This is a genomic window from Actinomadura graeca, assembly GCF_019175365.1.
Taxonomy (GTDB): domain Bacteria; phylum Actinomycetota; class Actinomycetes; order Streptosporangiales; family Streptosporangiaceae; genus Spirillospora; species Spirillospora graeca.
Map to the genome: position 1 here is coordinate 2,144,033 of NZ_CP059572.1, position 15,734 is coordinate 2,159,766.

Below are 15,734 nucleotides of genomic sequence, written 5' to 3' on the forward strand. Positions count from 1 at the left end.
CGGGGCTGCGGCCCCTCGTCCAGTTCTACTGGTGCTTAGAGCCCATCTTTCGGGCTACTTGGTGGGCGTCGAAGATGGTGTCGGCCACGTTGGTGGGGGCGGCACAGTCTCCGACGCGGTGGATTTCGTCGATGCCGTTCGCGCGGAGTTGCGCCGGGTCGAGGGCCAGGAGTCGTCGGTACAGCATGTCGTCGGACTCTCGCCTGATGACGAGCACGACGCCGTCGGCCGGGACGCCGCGGCGGGCGCCGGACTCTCCTTCCAGGACGACCTCGCCGGGGCCCACCTGGACCAGCAGGGTGGCCGCGCTCAGCGTGCCGCCGGCGGCGATCACCTCGGCGCGCAGGGCCGGGCCGACGTTGTCCTGGTCGGCTTGCGCGGCGACCTGGCCGTGGGGTGTGACGATCTCCACCTCGTGGTCCTTCCGCTGGAGCCATTGGGCGACCGCGATCCCTGTGAGGTCTCCCTCGCAGTCGTAGACGACGACGCGCTTTCCGGGCAGCGCTTTGCCGTCGAGAAGCTGCTCGGGGGTCGCGACGTTGGCCAGCGACGCGTCCGCTCCGGGGATGGGCTCGTTGTCGACGAAGGAGACGCCGATCCTCGACCAGGGGGCGCCGGTCGCGACCACCACGACTTCGGCGCCGTATTCCAGGACGTCGCCGGCGGTCATGCGCGTGTTCGGGACGAAGGCGGCGCCGGGGAACTCCTTCAGCAGCGCCTCGCGGTGCTCGACCAGGCGGCCCCATGGGGAGAGGCCCGGAAGGCGGCGGAACCAGCGCAGGTGGCCGCCGGGTTCGTCGTGCTCGTCGACGAGGTGGACCATGGAGAAGCCGCGCCGCGCGAGGGTCGTGGCGCATTCGAGCCCGGCGGGTCCGGCGCCGATGACGAGGACGGACGGCTCGGGCTCGGGCCGGGGCGGCAGGCGCTCGGGATGCCAGCCGCGGCGGGACTCCTCGCCCGTCGTGGGGTTCTGGCTGCAGGCGAGCTGGCCGCGCGCCTGGCTGCGCGCGCAGTGGTTGGCGCCGATGCACTCCCTGACCTGCGCGTGGGCGCCGGTCGCGATCTTGCGGGGCAGGAAGGGGTCGGCGATGCCCGGCCTGGCGGCGCCGATGAGGTCGAGGTCGCCGGACGCGACGGCCCGGGCCATCAGGTCGGGGTCGGTGAAACGCCCGGTCCCGACCACCGGTTTGCCGGTGGCCTCGCGCATCCGTCTCGTCCAGGTGAGGGAGAAGCCCTCGGGGAAGAGCCGCGAGGGGGTCAGGTCGTACTCGGTCGTGGCGAGCCCGCCCTGCGCGACGTCCCAGACGTCGACCAGGTGGTCGAGCAGCCGGACGACCTCCAGCGCCTCGTCGGCCGGGAGGGCGCCGTGGCCATGGCCCTCGATCGCGAACCGGACGGCGATGGCGACATCGTCGCCGATCTCGCGGCGGACGCCTTCGAGGATCTCGCGGAGGAACCGGGCGCGGTCGGCGAGCGGGCCGCCGTAACCGTCGGTCCGGCGGTTGTGGTAGGTCGTCAGGAACTGGACGGGCAGGTAGCCGTGGGCGGCGTGGATGTTCACGATGTCGAAGCCGGCGTCGCGGGCGCGCCGGGCCGCGGTGATCCAGTCGGCCTGGACGCGCCGGATGTCGTCGGCGTCCATCGTCCGGGGTATCGCCTGGGAGAAGAACAGCCCGTTGCCCTGCATCTGGCTCGGCGCCAACGCGGGGAGCCGGTCCTGCTTCGGGTCCGCGGCGGCGCCCAGGTGCACCAGTTCGATCGCGGCGAGCGCGTGATGCGCGTGCACGGCCTCGACGATCTGGACGAGCGCGCGGGCGTCGTCGTCGCCCATGAGTTCGAGGCCGTCGAGCCAGGCGTTGCGCGAGTGCGGGTCGAAGGCCACCTCACCGGTGTTGACCACGGCCCAGCCGCCCTCCGCGCGCACCCGCCGGTGGGCGGCCTCCCTGTCGATCTGGTCCATCCTCCAGCCGGTGGCGTAGGGGGCGGACCAGAACCTGTTCGCGGCGACCTTGGGGCCGATGCGGAGCGGCTGGAACAGCCCGCCGTACCGCTCGTCCTGGGGGACGATGTCGCGGACGGATAGGTCGCGCGTCGGTTCCGACACCATCGTTCTCCTTCTCGGTATCGACGACACGGCGCGGATCGCGTGTGTCCTTGGGCTGTTCACGACGGGTGCGGGTGCCACCGCGCGGACGGTGCGGGTCTGATCACCGTGCGGGCCTCACCGATGTACCGGTCTCCTATGGGGCGTCGTCCCCCCACAAGAGACCGGTCTGGTTCTCCCGGGACGGACGCGCGGACGATCACGACGTCGCCGTCTTCCAGGAAGGTGCGCGTCTCGTCGCCGGAGAGCCGGAAAGGGCGTTCGCCGCCCCAGGAGATCTCCAGCAACGAGCCCGCCGAGGACGGGTCGTGGGAGGAGATCGTGCCGGTGCCGTAGAGGTCGCCGGTCCGCAGGGACGCGCCGCCGCGGGTCATGTGGGCCATCTGCTGCGCGGGCGACCAGTACAGGCCCGCCGCCGAGACGCGGCTGATCACCACGCCGTTGAGCTCGACCTCGATCTCGACGGCGGGATTGCGCGGTTCGGGCGTGTTCAGGTAGTCCAGCACGGCCGGGCGCTGGACCGGGCCGTCGACCCAGGGCAGGGCGTCCAGCGGTACCACCCACGGGCTGATGGTGGTGGCGAAGGATTTCGCGAGGAAGGGGCCCAGCGGCTGGTACTCCCATGCCTGGATGTCCCGTGCGCTCCAGTCGACGAGGACGACGACGCCGAAGACGTGGTCGCGGAAGTCCTCGGCCGGTACCGGGACACCTTGCGTCGAGGGCGTGCCGACGACGTAGCCGAGTTCGAGTTCGAAGTCCAGGCGGGCGCTCGGCCCCACCGTGACGTGCTCGCCGTGGCGTATCTGCCCCTCGGGACGGACGACGTCGGTGCCCGACACGACGACGGTGCCCGCGCGTCCGTGGTAGCCGGCCGGGAGGTACCGGTAGTTCGGCTTCAGCGGTTCCTCGCCGGGGCGGAGGATGCGCCCGGCGTTCGTCGCGTGCTCGATCCCCGAGAAGAAGTCGACGAAGTCGGCGACCTCCACGGGCAGCATCATCTGGACGTCGGCGATGCGGTGGACGCCCTCCTGGCCGGGTGAGACCCCGGACGCCGCCCGTTCCTGAAGGGCCTTCCGCACCTCTTTCCACCGGTGCGGGCCCCGGGCGAGGAAGCGGTTGAGGTCCGGCCGCACGAACTCCTCGGGCGCGCCGACGACGGTGGCCACGTCCAGGACGAGCCCGCCGACCGCGACGCCCACGCGGGGGGATCCGCCTTCCGCGCGGAAGACGCCGTACGGCAGGGTCGCGTCGCCGAAGTCCCCGACGGTCACCATCGCGCGGGCCCGGCCCGGTCGGAGGAGATCACGTCCAACTCGTCCCTCATCGGGTGCCCGCGGGGAAGTGGCGCTGGATCCCGCGCCAGACGTCGTCGTAGTCCGGCTGGAGGTTCGCCGCGGCCATGGCCTGCGGGGTGGGCACGATCGGCAGCCTCGTCTCGAACATGAACGCCATCGTGTCGTCCACCTTGCGGGGGGCGAGTTCGATGCTGCTCGCCCGCTCGTAGGTCTCCTCGTCCGGCCCGTGGGAGGTGAAGCAGTTGTGGAGGCTCGCGCCGCCCGGGAGGAAGCCCTCGGCCTTCGCGTCGTAGACGCCCCACAGCAGCCCCATGAACTCGCTCATCACGTTGCGGTGGAACCACGGTGGCCGGAAGGTGTCCTCGCCGACGAGCCAGCGCGGGGCGAAGATCACGAAGTCGGCGTTCGCCGTCCCCTCCTGGGCGCTCGGCGATGACAGGACGGTGTAGATCGACGGGTCCGGGTGGTCGAAGGTGATCGTCCCGATGACCATGAACGTGCGCAGGTCGTACTTGTACGGGGCGTGGTTCCCGTGCCACGCGACCACGTCCAGGGGTGAATGGTCGTAGTCCGCCGCCCACAGGTTGCCGAGGTATTTCTGGAAGACCACGACCTCGTCGTCGCGGTCCTCGAACGCGGCGACGGGTGAGAGGAAGTCGCGCGGGTTGGCGAGCCCGTTGGCGCCGATCGGGCCGAGCTCGGGGAGCCGGAGGAGGTCCCCGTAGTTCTCCAGCACGTACCCGCGCGCCGTGCCGTCGGGGAGCCCGACCTTGAAGCGGATGCCGCGCGGGATGACGGCAATCTCGCCCTGCCCCACGTCGAGGACGCCGAGCTCGGTGGCGATGCGCAGGCGTCCCGACTCCGGGACGAGGAGCATCTCGCCGTCGGCGTTGACGAAATATTCGCGGTCCATCGGACGGGTCGCCAGGTACATGTGGATCGCGACGCCGTCCTGGCTCCGGGCGTCGCCGGTGCCGCCGACGGTGAAGAGCGACTCCACGAAGGTGCGCGGCTCACCGGGGAGGGGGAACGGGTCCCAGCGCAGCCGGTTCGGCTCGGGTGCGGCGTTGGGGATCGGGCTGGTCATCAGCGTGCCCGCGTCGACGCGCCGGAACCGGGGGTGCTTCGCCGAAGGACGGATCCGGTAGACCCAGGTCCTGCGGTTGGTGCGGCGCGGCGCCGTGAACGCGGTGCCGCTGATCTGCTCCGCGTAGAGCCCGAGCGGGGCCCGCTGGGGACTGTTCCTGCCGCGGGGCAGTGCTCCCGGAACGGCCTCCGTGACGTGCTGGTTTCCGAAGCCCGGCAGGTAGCCCGGGCCGGCCGCCCGCGGTTCCAGGTCCGCCGGGCGCTCTTCGAGGCTCGTCATCCCCTGCACTCCTCACTCGCCGTCCATTGCCCCAGGCAGAGTAGTTGTAGTTCGTTATCCGGTCAATATCGACCGTTAATCGAACTATCGAGCGAACATCGCGGTCCGATTACCGGTACGCTGCGTCCGTGACTGAGATCGCACAGACCGCGGACCACGCGCTCCGGATCTTGGAGGAGCTCGGAGAGGCCGGTCCCCTGGGCCCGACCGAGCTGGCCCAGCGCCTGGGACTGAACAGGACCGTGGTCCACCGGCTCCTGAAGACCCTGGCCGCCCGGGGCTTCGTCTCACGGCAGGACAACCTCTACCGGCCGGGCCCGGCGCTCGCCCGCCTGGCCGAGACGATCCAGCCCGATCTGCGCGCGGTCGCCGGCCCGGTCATGGACAGGGTGGCCGAGGCGTCCGGCGAGACCGTCGTCCTGCACTCCCTCGACGGGCATGAGGCGGTCGTGCTGGACCAGGCCGTCGCCACCCGCCACGTCGTCCAGGTCAGCCACCGCATCGGGGCGCGGCACCCGCTCACCGTCGGCGCGAGCGGCCGGGCGATCCTCGCCTTCCTCCCCGCCGACGCCGTGGCGAGGATCCTCAAGGCCGAGGAGGAACCGGCGCCGGTCGAGAAGAGCCTGGCCACGGTGCGCAGGCGCGGCTACGCGCAGTCCCATGACGAGCTCCAGCTCGGCGTCCACGGGATCGCGGTGCCGCTGCGGGCGGCGGACGGCACCGCGTTCGCGAGCCTCGCGATCTTGGTCCCGACCAGCCGCACGCATGACCTCGAACGGCGCGTGCCGCTCCTCACCTCCGCCGCCCATGACGTGGAGAGCGGCTATCTGACCGCGATATGAGCGACGTGGCCGCGCACGCCCGCCCGCGTCCCGCTCACGTCGTCTCCTCCGCGATCGTCTTCGCGAGCTTGGCGGCGACGTCACGGCACCGTGCCGCGATGGCGTCCAGGGCTCCGGCGGTGAGCCCGGCGGGGAGCCGGGACACGGCGAGCGCGAAGTTGGGCACGCCGTCCGGGCCGAAGATCGGGACCTGGATCGAGCTCACCGCGACCGGCCAGTCCGCCGCGCCCCCGAGGACGGCGTAGTCACCGGCGGCGTCGGACCACAGCCGCCGCAGCTCGCCCTGCCCCTTCGAGGGGTTCGACACGATCTCGTCGAAGCGCTCGGCCATGGCGGGGCCGAGGCTGACCGCGTAGCCGCGCTCGCGCGCCTCGGCCAGCATGGTCGAGACGAGGTCGTCGTCGAGGAGCTCGACGTCCCGCCCGGCGCGTCTCCACATCGCGCGCCGCAGATCGTCGCCCCAGGCCGCGAAGACCACGCCGAGCGGCGCCGCGAAGGGGAAGGTGGTGCCGACGCCGAGCACCTGCGGCTCGTAGGCCCGCAGGTTCGAGGCGTGCAGGACGACGATGCGGTCCTGCGCCAGTGAGCACAGCGTGACCAGGGCGGGGATCGACTCGGCCAGCCGCTGGACCTCGCCGCGCATCTGGTCGGCGACCCGCAGGTGCGAGCCCAGCCGGTCGGCGTCGAAGTCGACGCGGGGCATGGTGAAGGTCCCGTAGCCGCCCTTGAGGAAGAGCATCGGCATCCCGGCCGAGCCGTCCCCGACCCCGAGGTCCTCGACCGCGGCGAGGACGATGTCGTGGTCGCCCGCCTCGATCGTCCGCGTCCGGCGGCAGGAGAACCAGGCCACCGCGTCCTCGAGCGCGGGGATCCCGTGCTCGTCGGTGACCCAGCGGCCGACGTCGAACCGGCGCTCCGGGGCGGCCGACGCGAACGATCGGCACAGCTCCTCGTGGCCGGCGCCGAGCACGCTGACCCGGAACCGGTCACAGCCGGCGACGGCCGTGTAGGAACGGGAGCTCCGCATCGGCATGAACGCCACCAGCGGCGGGTCCATGGACACCGAGGAGAAGGTGCCGACGACCAGCCCCTGGGGACGGCCCGAGTCGTCGAGGGCGGAGACGATGCACACGCCCGTGGGGTACTCCCCCATGACGGTGCGCCACCATTTCGCCCGCTTCTCGGCGGTGGCCGTGGGGAAGTCGGTGGCCGTCACCCCCGTCGCGACGGCCCCCGCGTCATGGTCCGGCATCGCGGCACCTCCTCGTCCAGAACGTCTTCATCGCCGGTCACGGCCCTCGCCCGGGTCAGCGGCCCGGGGAGGCCGCGTGCTCCGCGATCAGCGCGGCGATCGCCGCCGGCTGCTGGACGATGGACACATGCGACGCGGGCTCCCCGCCGGCACCGTCGAGGACGACGAGCCCGGCACCCGGCACCAGTTCGGCGTAGCGCGCCGACAGCTCACGGGGGATGAAGTTGTCGTCGGCGAAGTGGATCACCCGGGTCGGGGCCTGCACCCGGGCCAGGCGGTGCTCCAGACGCACGTCGTAGCGCGGGTTCCAGGTCAGGCGCGCGAACGGGATGCTCTCGCCGTACTCGTGGATGTAGTCCTCGACCCCGCCCTCCTGGACGAGGAAGTCGAGGTACTTCTCCGCCACGCCGCTGAACACGTGATGGTCGGCCTGCTCGGGCGACCAGCGGAACGGGTCGGCCGGCGTACTGTGCGGCGCCCGCAACCCCATCGGGGCCATCAGCGTGAGCGTCGCGAAGCGCGTCGGATACGTGACGGCCAGGTCGGCCGCGAGCCAGCCCCCCATCGAGTGCCCGACCAGGTGGATCTCCCCGTCGAGCCCGAGGTCGCGGACGAGCGCGTCGTAGTGCAGCACCAGGTCGTCGAAGGTCCGGATGTGGGACGGAAGGGCCGTGTCACCGAATCCGGGATGCTCGGGCACGACGACGTCGAAGCTCCGGGCCAGTTCCTCGTAGAGCGGGAGCCACTGCCGCGTGAGACCGGCGCCGTGCAGGTAGAGCAGGACAGGCCCGGAACCCTTGCGGCGGTAGCCCACCCGCACGCCGTCGACGTCGACCCACTCCGGCTCGGTCCAGTTCGCCCAGGTTCGGACGGCTTCACTCGTCGTCGTCATGCCAGCCTCGTTTCGGTCGATGGGCAGCGGGCGCTCTCGCTCGCGATGCGCCTCGGGCGAGGGCGAGCGGACGCAGCGACCATACATTACAGTTGTGATGTTCTGGCAAGCGCCTGAGCCGAAATTCATCGGAACAAGGGTGTCTGACCTGGGCGAACAGGTGGCGAGCCCTAGCGCAGGGCGGCCAGCCAGCGGTCGAAGAGGCCGACCACGTCGCCTTCTTTGAGGCGCACCGGGTGGTACATGGCGTTCACGCACAGGCCGTCGGCGAGCGCGATGCCCTCGACGGCCACCATCTGCGGGTCCAGGTCACGGGAGATCACGCCGGCGCGCTGGCTCCGTCCCACGGCGGCCGCGATCGCGTCGATCACGATCCGCTGCCCCTTGCGGCCCACCTCGCGCAGGCCGGGGTCGCCCAGGGCGAGGCCCAGGAAGCTGAACCAGACCTCGGCCTCCGCGCGGACCTCGTCGCTCGACGGCAGCACCTGGTGGAACGCCGTCCGCGCCGCCTCCTCGTCCCCCGCCGTCTCGGCGACGGCCGCGAGACGGTCCAGCGTCTGCTGCTGGACGAGCTGGAAGGCGTATTCGAGCAGGGCGTTGCGCGAGGCGAAGTAGTACTGGACGGCGCCGCTGGTCCAGCCGGCCTCCTGCCCGACGCGGCGCACCGTCAGCGCGCTGACGCCCTGGGACCGGACCACCCGCCACACCGCGCGCCCGAGCTGCCTGCGGCGGTCGTCGTGATCACTCCTCCTGGCCATGGCCGAATCCTAGGCGCCGCGGGGGCGGCCGGAGCGCACGAGCCCGGCGAAGCGCGCCGCACCGTCACATTCCGTGCCCGGAACCTGTTGACGAACGGGCCATCGACTTCCACAATGTGTCGAACATCGCACATGAAAGTGCGATAAACGAACACGTCGGCGAAGGGGGCGTCAGTTCGGGCTGTCCACAGTCGCCAACCCCAGTGCGGAGATCTCCTCATGGACCCGAGTACGACCACCGAAAGCTCCCCTCAACCCACCACGTCTTCAGGTTTGCGCGCGAACCGCCTGGGTGTGCCCGCCATCATCTTCTTCGTCGTCGCCGCCGTCGGGCCGATGTCCGGCATGATGGGCGCGTCGGCACTCGTCTTCGACGCCGCCGGTCCCGGCGCGCCGATGGTGTTCGTGCTGATGACGATCGTCTACGTCCTCTTCGTCATCGGCTACTCGCGGATGAGCCACTACGTCGCCAACGCCGGCGGCTTCGTGGCCTACATCGCCCGCGCCTTCGGGGAGAAGGCCGGTTCCGCCACCGCGGCGACCTCGGTGCTGATGTACACCACCCTGCTGTGCTCGTTCTACGGGATCTTCGGCGTCCTGGCGCAGGGCGCGCTCGCCGACGTCTTCCACTGGAACGTCAAGTGGTACTGGTGCGTCTTCGTCACCCTCGCGCTGGTGAGCCTCCTGTCCTACAGGGGCGTCGACATCAGCCTGAAGTTCCTGACCGTCCTGCTGGTCCTGGAGATCATCGCGCTCGGCGCCGTGGCCGTGGCGATCGTGGTGAGCGGCGGCGGCGAATCGGGCAACTCGGTCGCCGGGTTCGCGCCGTCGCACTGGCTCGACGGGAATCTCGGGGTGGCGATGCTCTGGGCCGCGGGCGTGTACGTCGGCATCGAGGCGACCGTGGTCTTCAGCGAGGAGGCCCGGGACCGCCGGAAGACGATCCCCCGCGCCGCCTACGGCGCCGTCATCTCCGTCGGGGTCTTCTACGTCTTCGTGACGTGGGCGCTCTCCAACGCCTTCGGCCTCGGCAACATCGCGCACGTGGCGATGACCGATCCCAACGGCTTCATCTTCGAGCAGGCCGAGGACAAGATCGCCCACTTCTGGTCCGTCTGGCTCCAGATCCAGGTCATCACCAGCTTCTTCGCCGTGCTGCTCGGGCTCCACAACATCCTCGCCCGGTACTTCTTCTCGCTCGGACGGGCCGGCCTGATGCCCTCGGCCCTGGGCCGCACCCATGCCACGACGCAGAACCCGCACCGGGCGTCGGCCGCGATCAGCGTCATCCTCGGAACGGTCCTGATCCTGTTCACCGTCTGCGGCGCGGACCCGTACCTGGTCATCTACGAGTGGCTCATCGGGCTGGGCACGATCGCCCTCCTGGTCATCCTGGCGCTGACGAGCCTGTCCGTGCCGGTCTTCTTCCGGCGCGAGCAGCCGGGCGCGCACGGCCTGTTCGCCACGGTGATCTCGCCCATCGCCGCCGCGGCCTGCTTCGTGGTGATCACCTACATGGCGATCCGCCACTACGACAGCTTCGTCGGCTCCCAGGACAACGCCGCCTGGCTGCTCCTACTGATCCCGGTCGCCGCCGCGACCGGGCTCGGGATCTGCCTCGTACGCCCGCGCGGCGTCGACTTCGCCGCACGCCTGGACTGATCACCCCACGCCTGGACTGATCACCCCACGCCTGGACTGATCGCCGCACACCTGGACCGGTCCGCCGCACGGGCGGAGCGAGGTCCGTCCTCCGGCGGGCCCTGCCGCGCCAGGGCCCGCCGGCCCTCCACCGTCCGTCAGCACGCCAGGAAGACATTACGATCGTAATGTTACGCTGTCGGCACGACGGGCCCCACCATCGAGGAAGGCAGCCATGTCACTGGAGTTCCATCTCTTCAACTACGGGGCGTACCCCGACATCCCGCTCTACGACGAGGTGGAGAACACCTCGTACATCGACCTGCCGAACGAGCTGTTCGACCCGGTGCGGGGCAAGTGGTACCTCGACTCCTACCTCGACACGCTGGTGTTCGGCGAGAAGCTCGGCTTCGACGGCATCCACACCACCACCCAGATGGGCGGGCCGGTGGGGATGACTCCGAGCGCGAACCTCACCGCGGCGTACCTGGCGGCGAAGACGGAGCGGATCAAGATCGGCACGCTCGGGCCGATCCTGAACGTCTTCCAGAACCCGATGCGGGCCGCCGAGGAGATCGCCCTGCTCGACCAGCTCTCCGGCGGACGCCTGATCGTGGGCCTTCCCATGGGCCACGGGATGAACTACCACAGCGCGGCGACGATGAACCCCGCGTTCGCCCGCGAGCGCTACTGGGAGGGCCACGACCTCATGCGCAAGGCGTTCATGGACCCGGGGCCTTTCGAATGGCAGGGCGAGCATTTCCATGTGCCCTACGCGAACCTGTGGCCCAAGCCCCTTCAGCAGCCCTATCCGGAAGTGTGGATCCCCGCCGCCGGGTCGAAGCTCACACTGGAGAAGTGCGCCGAGTTCCATTACACCTATCAGGCGCTCTTCTCCCCGCGCCGGGTGCTCAAGCGCAACGTCGACACGTTCCGCCGGGCCTCCGAGAAGTTCGGGTACACCCCGGGCCCCGACCAGGTGGCGGCGGTGGTGTTCATCCACGTCGCGGAGACCGACGCCCAGGCCCGTCTCGAAGCCGAGCCCCACCTGCTGTTCCTGATGCAGAACATCAACCGGTCACGTCAGCCCGACGCGTTCCCGCCCGGCCACTTCAGCGTCGAGTCGTTGCGCGGATTCATGACCAAGGGCGGTTACCGCGACCGCGACATCGGCGACATGGCCTTCGAGGAGATGACGGAGGAGGGGTGGGCCATCGTCGGCTCCCCCCAGACGGTCGTGGACAAGCTCGGCCTGCTCGTCGACGAGCTCGGAGCCGGGAAGCTCATCCACGTCGCCGATTTCGGCGCCATGCCGAACTGGCTCATCCGCAAGAGCCTCACGCTGATGTCGGAGGAGGTCATCCCGCATTTCCGGGGCCCCGGCGGCAGGCCCGTGTGGGCCGAGGCCGATCCCCGGACGGCCCCCACGCACGCCGAGTACGGCGCGCTGCGCACCGAGACCAAGACCCCTCCGAAGGCCCGGATCCCCGACGTCGGCGTCGTCGACGTGCGCACCGCCCACGTCGAGGACCTGCGCAAGCCCTTGCGCGCCTAGCGGGACGGCCAGCGGTCGCCATGGCCACGCCGGAACGGCACGGGCCCCGCCGAGGTGGCGGGGCCCGCGCGCCGACCGTCCTCGGACGGCGCTCAGTAGACGATGTTGACCAGGCGTTCCTCGGTGTTGGCGTGCAGGCCCGCGAGGCCGAGTTCCCGGCCCAGTCCGCTGGTCTTCATCCCGCCCCACGGGACCCGGGGGTCGGGGGCACCCCAGGAGTTCACCCACACGGCGCCCGCCCGGAGCGCGCGGGAGGCGGTCATCGCCTCGCCGATGTCCCGCGACCAGATCACCGCGGCCAGCCCGTACTCCGTGGCGTTGGCGAGCCGGATCGCCTCATCGTCGTCGTCGAACGGGATGATCGTTCCCACCGGCCCGAAGATCTCCTCCCGGGCGATCCTGAGGTCGTTGGTCCCGACGAACAGCGTCGGCTCGACGAAGTAGCCCGGACGGTCGGGCGCCGTCCCGCCGGTGACCAGGTCGGCGCCCTGCTCCAGGCCCGCGCCGACGTAGCCCAGGACGCGGTCGCGCTGGGCCGCGTTGATGAGGCTGCCCATGGTCGTCCGGGCGTCGAACGGATCTCCGAGCCGCTGCCCGCGGGCCTGGGCGGCGAGCGCCTCCGCCACGTCATCGACGCGGCTGCGGTGCACCAGGACGCGGGTCCCGGCGGCGCAGGTCTGGCCGCTGTTGGCGAAGAGCGACGCGGCCGCGACGGGCGCCAGGGCCTCGACGTCGGCGTCCTTGAAGACGATCTGCGGGGACTTGCCGCCGAGTTCGAGTGTGACGGGCGTGAAGCGGTCGGCGGCGGCGCGGCCGATGATCCGGCCCACCTCGGGGGACCCGGTGAACGACAGCTTGTCGATGCCGGGGTGGCCGGTGATCGCCGTCCCCGTGACGCGGCCCGGGCCGTTGACCACGTTGAGCACGCCCGCGGGGAGCCCGGCGGCCGCCGCGAGCTCGGCCAGCAGCTGGGAGACCAGAGGCGCGTCCTCGGCGGGCTTGAGCACCACCGTGCAGCCGACGGCGAGCGCCGAGGCCAGCTTCCAGCTGGTGATCATGGTCGGGGCGTTCCAGGGGGTGATCGCGCCGACGACCCCGACCGGGACGCGCTCGGTGTAGGAGAACCGCGGGCGTCCCATGTGGTCGGGCACGGGGACGGTCGTCCCGTGCAGCTTGTCGGCCCATCCGGCGAAGTGCCGGAACGTCTGGACCGCCATGTCGACGTCGATGGCCAGGGTGTCGTGGTAGGGCTTGCCGACATCGAGCGCCTCCAGCCCGGCGAAGCGGCCGGCGTTCTCCTCGATCAGGTCGGCGAGACGGTACAGGATCCTGCCGCGCTCGGCGCCGGGCATCGCGGGCCAGGGCCCGGAGTCGAAGGCGCGGCGGGCGGCCGCGACGGCGCGGTCCACGTCACCGGCGTCCGCGGCGTGCAGCTCGGTGATGACGGTCCCGTCCGTGGGGTTCTGCACGGCGAACGCCGCGCCGTTCCCCGGGCGCCATCCGCCGTCGACGAACAGCTCGGTGGCGGGCAGCGTGATGGATGTCGGCTTCATGCCTCGGCCTTCCTTCGGCGCCGTGCGACGTGGTCTGCATCACCGGCCTTGTTCACTTGAGGAGTACGACCGTATCATCTAAAGTAACGACTCCGGGAGGGACGCCCCCTCCCGCCGCCGGACCGAATAGGGGTGCCGCATGGGCTACGAGGACTGGGAATCGCCGGACGACCTGCCGCTTCTCGCAGTCGGCATCAGCCGGCAGACCCAGTACCGCGCGCCGTTCGTGGACGACCTGTCGGGAAGCGAGCTGACGCTCGTGAACACGGCCGGGGCGCGGGTCTCCTACGTCTTCGACGACGCCCACAGGCTGCGCCGGACCACCGCGGACACGATCACCGTGGACACGGCCACCGCCGGCACGGCCACCGCCGACACGACCACGGCCTGCGAGTACGACGCGACCGTGGTGCGCCCGGGGATCTACCTGGTCGACATCATGATCCCCGCCCCCCGTGAGGACGCGGTCGCCGGGCTGCCGGGCGAGGAGACGTGGGCGTTCGACGTCGACCGCGGCCTCGTCACGAGCGTCACGTCCTACGTCCACGAGAGGCCGGACGGCTCACGCTGGGTGCGCAGCGTCGACGAGCACTGGTTCCTCGACGGGACCCCCGGCGGAGCGCATCCCCTCTCGGACGGCATGGTCGGCAAACGCGTGATGTGGCAGTACAGCGACACCGACCGCTACGACCACGTCTACCTGAACGCCCGCAACTTCGCCTGGCAGTGCGTCTCGGGGATCGAGCAGGGGCTCACCGAACTCGACCGGACCCGCGCCTACGAAGTGGCCCCCGACCTGTACTTCTTCGGCTGGAGCGAGCACGTCCAGCCCGTCGAGTCCATGCTGTTCGTGGACCTCGCCGAGATGCGCACCCACGGACGCATGTTCGGCTGGGAGGCCCGGACCGGGGAGATCCTGCACCACCAGTTCGGCGCGGTCGGCGCCCTGCTCAACGTCACCACCTATCCCGAGTCACTGCCGGCCTTCACCGAACCCTCCGGCTGAGCCGGAGGGCGGCCGCACCGGCGGGCGCCCTGGCGCCCGCGGAATCCCCATCCAGGAGAGACCCATGGACAAGTCCACCCTGTCGCACTGGTGGCACAAGATGGAGACCGCTCACGGCGGCCCCATTCCCGAACGCCCTGCCCTCGCCCAGGACGACGAGGCGGACGTGGCCATCGTCGGCGCGGGCTACACCGGCCTCTACACGGCCTTGGAACTCCTCAAGTCCGCACCGGAACTGAAGGTCGTCCTGCTGGAGGCCAACGTCGCCGGGTACGGAGCGTCCGGCCGGAACGGCGGCGCCGTGATCGCCCAGCTCAACGGCTCGCGCGCGTTCTGGGCAGGGCGCGGCGGACGGCAGGCCGCGATCGACATGGAACGTGCCGTCCAGCAGGCCGTCACGGAGGTCGGCGAGGTCATCACCTCCGAGGGCATCGAGTGCGGCTACGCGCACAACGGCGTGCTGATGGTCGCCCGCACCGAACTGGAGGCCAGGCGCTTCAAGGCCGGGGTCGAGGACGACCGCCGGTACGGCTTCGGGCCCGAGGACTCCCGCTACCTCTCCCGGAAGGAGGTCCTGGAGAAGGTCAACGTGGACGGGGCGATCGGCGCGCGCTGGAGCTCCCACTGCGCCAGCGTCGACGGCGGCCGCCTCGCGCGCGGCCTGGCCGCGGCCGTGGAGCGGCGGGGCGGGGTGATCTACGAGAACTCCCCCGTGATCCGCATCGAGCCGGGCAGGGCGATCACGGCGCGCGCCACGGTCCGCGCCGAGTTCGTCGTCCGCGCCACCGAGGCCTACAGCGAGTCGATCAAGGGGCAGGAGCGCACCGTCGTCCCGATCCACACCTCGATGCTGGCCACCGAGGTCCTCACAAGCGAGCAGATCGCCGAGCTGCGCTGGGGCGGCCATGAGGCGCTGCTCGCCGAGCACCCCTTCCTCCACCTGCAGTTCACCAGCGACGACCGCATCACCATCGGCGGGGACGACCCGCGCGTGCCCTACCGGTGGGGTTCGGCGCCCAACCCGGACGGCCCCGCCACGCCGAAGGTCCGCGACCACTACTACGGGCAGCTCATCAAGCTGTTCCCGTTCCTGGACGGCATCAAGATCGCCGACACCTGGCAGGGCGTCTTCGGCACGACCAAGAACTGGGCCCCCAATGTCAGCCTGGACCGTGCCACCGGCCTCGCCGTCGCGGGCGGCTACGTGGGCGAGGGCCTCGCCCCGTCCAACATGGCGGGCCGGACGATGCGCGACCTCATTCTCGGCCGCGACACCGAGATGACCCGCCTGCCCTGGACGAACATGGGCAGCCGCAAGTGGGAGCCGGAGCCGCTGCGCTACATCGGCTCCGGTGTCATCTGGGCCGCGCGCGCTCTGGGCGACGCGAAGGAGCACCGCGCCGGCAAGCCGTCCACGCTCATCTCCATCGGCAACCGCACCGCCGGGTTCACCGGCCACCTCGGCTGAGA

Annotated in this window: 12 protein-coding genes; 5 read left to right on the forward strand and 7 right to left on the reverse strand. The window is 71.0% G+C overall.

Going from position 1 to position 15,734, the window contains the following annotated elements:
- Window positions 1-25 precede the first annotated feature (25 nt).
- The 3 genes from AGRA3207_RS09805 to hmgA are packed head-to-tail and all read right to left on the reverse strand — an operon-like array spanning window position 26 to window position 4,765.
- Window positions 26-2,104 carry an oxidoreductase gene (locus AGRA3207_RS09805; protein WP_231334258.1) on the reverse strand — a complete coding sequence of 693 codons (2,079 nt, stop codon included), beginning with the start codon at window positions 2,102-2,104 and terminating at the stop codon, window positions 26-28.
- A 59-nt stretch (window positions 2,105-2,163) separates the two neighbouring features.
- Entirely contained in the window at window positions 2,164-3,378 is a 1,215-nt protein-coding gene (locus tag AGRA3207_RS09810) for a fumarylacetoacetate hydrolase family protein (RefSeq protein WP_231334259.1), read from the reverse strand.
- A gap of 46 nt (window positions 3,379-3,424) precedes the next feature.
- Window positions 3,425-4,765: a homogentisate 1,2-dioxygenase gene (hmgA, locus tag AGRA3207_RS09815; protein ID WP_231334260.1), complete on the reverse strand. Its 1,341-nt coding sequence runs from the start codon at window positions 4,763-4,765 to the stop codon at window positions 3,425-3,427.
- A gap of 128 nt (window positions 4,766-4,893) precedes the next feature.
- On the opposite strand from hmgA, the gene AGRA3207_RS09820 reads away from it, so the two are divergent.
- A complete protein-coding gene (locus AGRA3207_RS09820) occupies window positions 4,894-5,607 on the forward strand; it encodes an IclR family transcriptional regulator (RefSeq protein WP_231334261.1) in 714 nt (237 codons plus the stop codon).
- A 34-nt stretch (window positions 5,608-5,641) separates the two neighbouring features.
- Here the strand turns inward: AGRA3207_RS09820 and AGRA3207_RS09825 are convergent, their stop codons facing one another.
- From AGRA3207_RS09825 to AGRA3207_RS09835, 3 genes are all read right to left on the reverse strand, one after another.
- Window positions 5,642-6,859: a flavin reductase gene (locus AGRA3207_RS09825; protein ID WP_231334262.1), complete on the reverse strand. Its 1,218-nt coding sequence runs from the start codon at window positions 6,857-6,859 to the stop codon at window positions 5,642-5,644.
- Window positions 6,860-6,914: 55 nt separating this feature from the next.
- Window positions 6,915-7,751: an alpha/beta fold hydrolase gene (locus AGRA3207_RS09830; protein WP_231334263.1), complete on the reverse strand. Its 837-nt coding sequence runs from the start codon at window positions 7,749-7,751 to the stop codon at window positions 6,915-6,917.
- A 170-nt stretch (window positions 7,752-7,921) separates the two neighbouring features.
- A complete protein-coding gene (locus AGRA3207_RS09835; RefSeq protein ID WP_231334264.1) occupies window positions 7,922-8,509 on the reverse strand; it encodes a TetR/AcrR family transcriptional regulator in 588 nt (195 codons plus the stop codon).
- A 294-nt stretch (window positions 8,510-8,803) separates the two neighbouring features.
- Between AGRA3207_RS09835 and AGRA3207_RS09840 the strand changes: the two genes are divergently transcribed.
- Together AGRA3207_RS09840 and AGRA3207_RS09845 are read left to right on the forward strand one after the other, a co-directional pair.
- A complete protein-coding gene (locus AGRA3207_RS09840; protein ID WP_231334265.1) occupies window positions 8,804-10,171 on the forward strand; it encodes an APC family permease in 1,368 nt (455 codons plus the stop codon).
- A gap of 214 nt (window positions 10,172-10,385) precedes the next feature.
- Window positions 10,386-11,705 (forward strand): LLM class flavin-dependent oxidoreductase, encoded by a 1,320-nt coding sequence (locus tag AGRA3207_RS09845; protein WP_231334266.1) that lies wholly within the window; start codon window positions 10,386-10,388, stop codon window positions 11,703-11,705.
- A gap of 92 nt (window positions 11,706-11,797) precedes the next feature.
- Here AGRA3207_RS09845 and AGRA3207_RS09850 read toward each other — a convergent pair whose 3' ends face one another.
- On the reverse strand, window positions 11,798-13,258 hold the full coding sequence (locus AGRA3207_RS09850; protein ID WP_231334267.1) for an aldehyde dehydrogenase family protein: 1,461 nt from the start codon (window positions 13,256-13,258) through the stop codon (window positions 11,798-11,800).
- Window positions 13,259-13,397: 139 nt separating this feature from the next.
- Between AGRA3207_RS09850 and AGRA3207_RS09855 the strand changes: the two genes are divergently transcribed.
- A complete protein-coding gene (locus AGRA3207_RS09855) occupies window positions 13,398-14,264 on the forward strand; it encodes a MoaF C-terminal domain-containing protein (RefSeq protein WP_231334268.1) in 867 nt (288 codons plus the stop codon).
- Between the two features lie 64 nt (window positions 14,265-14,328).
- Window positions 14,329-15,732 (forward strand): NAD(P)/FAD-dependent oxidoreductase, encoded by a 1,404-nt coding sequence (locus AGRA3207_RS09860; RefSeq protein WP_231334269.1) that lies wholly within the window; start codon window positions 14,329-14,331, stop codon window positions 15,730-15,732.
- The last annotated feature ends 2 nt before the right edge of the window (window positions 15,733-15,734 follow it).